This is a genomic window from Kitasatospora sp. NPDC059571, from assembly GCF_042735675.1.
Lineage (GTDB): Bacteria > Actinomycetota > Actinomycetes > Streptomycetales > Streptomycetaceae > Kitasatospora.
The window spans coordinates 1-2198 of sequence record NZ_JBHWBW010000749.1 but is presented as its reverse complement, the minus strand read 5'-3'; the positions used below and the strand labels follow the sequence as shown (position 1 = coordinate 2198).

General features: G+C 75.1%; 2 protein-coding genes. Both read left to right on the top strand.

Going from position 1 to position 2198, the window contains the following annotated elements:
- The first annotated feature begins 104 nt into the window (after positions 1-104).
- The gene (locus ACFV0G_RS38615; protein ID WP_380558344.1) at positions 105-1001 is read left to right on the top strand and encodes a DUF4097 domain-containing protein; all 897 of its coding nucleotides are present in this window, start codon (positions 105-107) and stop codon (positions 999-1001) included.
- A 1-nt stretch (position 1002) separates the two neighbouring features.
- Positions 1003-2055, top strand: a complete 1053-nt coding sequence (locus ACFV0G_RS38610) for a PadR family transcriptional regulator (RefSeq protein ID WP_380558341.1) — start codon at positions 1003-1005, stop codon at positions 2053-2055.
- Positions 2056-2198 lie beyond the last annotated feature (143 nt).

The following is a 2198-nucleotide window of genomic DNA, read 5'->3' as shown; positions in this document are numbered from 1 at the left end:
CTCCCGGGCCGTCGTCGTTCCCGGGGCGCTTGACAACACCGTCACGCGATATATCGTGTTCTCAAGGGAACGCGATACATCGCGAAACGGGAGACGGGGACATCATGGGTGAGTGGACGGTCGACGGGCCCGAGAAGATCAGCTTCGACGAGCCGGTGGACGCCCTGCACGTGCGGATCGTCGGCGGCGCGGTGAACGTGGTCGCCACCGAGGGCCCGGCGCGGCTGGAGGTCGGCGCGATCGAGGGCGAGCCGCTGCTGGTCACGCTGGCCGACGGCGTGCTGACGGTGGCCTACAAGGACCTGAGCTGGGGGGAGTTCACCGAGACGGTGAAGTCCGTGCAGTCGGTCAAGTACTTCTTCGCCTCGCTGCGCCGCAAGCGGCGGGCGCAGGTGTCGCTCGCGGTGCCGGCCGGCGCCGAGGTGCGGATCGGGACGGTCTCGGCGGACGCCACCGTCTCCGGTATCACCGGCCCGGTCGCGGTGCACGGCGCCAGCGGCGCGACCACCCTGGTGGACCTCGCCGGCCGGATCCAGGCCAACACCGTCTCCGGCGACATCGACGCCCAGTCGGTCTCCGGCGAGCTCAAGGTCAACTCGGTCTCCGGCGGGCTCACCGTGGTCGCCGGCACGGCCGAGACGGTGCAGGCCAACTCGGTCAGCGGCGCGGTCACCCTCGACCTCGACGTGCGCACCCCCAGCGACATCAAGGTCACCACCGTCAGCGGCCCGGTCGGCATCCGGCTGCCCTCGGTGGCCGACGCCCGGGTCGAGGCCGGCACCACCTCCGGCGACCTGAGCAGCACCTTCGCCGAGCTGACGGTCGGCGGCAGCTGGGGCGCCAAGCGGCTGTCCGGCCAGCTCGGCAGCGGCGCCGGCCGCCTCCAGGTCACCACCGTCTCCGGCGCGGTCACCCTGCTGCACCGGCCCGACACCGGCGACGAGGGCCCCGTCCTGGTCAAGGAGCTCCCCGCCGGGCCCGACCTCACCAAGGAGGCGTGAGATGAGCCCGGTGTTCGGCCACGGCCGGCTGCGGCTGTACCTGCTGAAGCTGCTGGACGAGTCCCCGCGCCACGGGTACGAGGTGATCCGGCTGCTGGAGGAGCGCTTCCAGGGGCTGTACGCGCCCTCGGCCGGCACGGTCTACCCGCGGCTGGCCAAGCTGGAGAAGGAGGGGCTGGTCAGCCACAGCACGGAGGGCGGCCGCAAGGTCTACCGGCTCACCGACGCCGGGCGCCGGGAGCTGGCGGACCGCCAGGGCGAGCTCGCCGAGCTGGAGGTGGAGATCCGCGAATCGGTCACCCAGCTCGCCGGGGCGATCCGCGAGGACGTCCGGGACTCCGCCAAGGACCTGCGCGAGGAGATGTGGAGCGCCGCCCGCGAGGCGCCGCGGCCGCAGCCGGGCCCCGGCGGCGACCCGTGGGCGGGGCCCTGGGGCGACAAGGAGGCCTGGCAGCGGGCCAAGGCCGAGTACGAGCGCTTCAAGGTGCAGGCCAAGGAGCAGGCCAAGCGCGCCAAGGAGCAGGAGAAGGCCGCCAAGGCCCAGGCCAAGGCGGCCGAGGAGGAGGCCCGGCGGCTGCGCGAGCAGTCGAGGGCCGCCCGCACCGCCGCCCAGCAGGAGGCGCTGCGGATCAAGCGCCGGGTGGAGGAGCAGGTCCGTACGCACAGCGCCAAGGGCGACTGGTCCACCGGCCTCGCCGAGGGGCTGGCCGAGCTGACCCGCAGCCTCGGCGGGCTCGCCGACGCCGCGAAGTGGGGCCAGCACGCCCCGGCCGAGGAGGCCCCGGACACCCCGGGCACTCCGGACACCCGGGTCACCCGGATCGACCTGGACAAGGACGACGCCCCGGCCGGCGCCGGCGACGGCGCCGCCGCCGAACTCCCGGACTGGGCCCGCACCGACCCGGCGGGCGAGCCGGCCCGCGAGCTGGAGCGGCTGCTCGACCGCTTCCGCGACCACGTCCGCGACGCCGCCCGCGACCGCGGAGTGACCCCGGATCAGCTCGCCCGCGCCCGTACGGCCCTGGCCGACGCGGCCCGCCGGCTCCTCGGCTGAAACGCGCAGCGGTGGGCCCCCGGGGCCCCCGCGCCCCGGGGGCCCCGGGGGGGGGGGGGGTGGGGATAAGGGGGGGGGCCCCCCCCGGACGTGACTCGGTTGCCCGGTGTCCGACCCGATCGAGCCCGTCTCCGCGTTGGGCG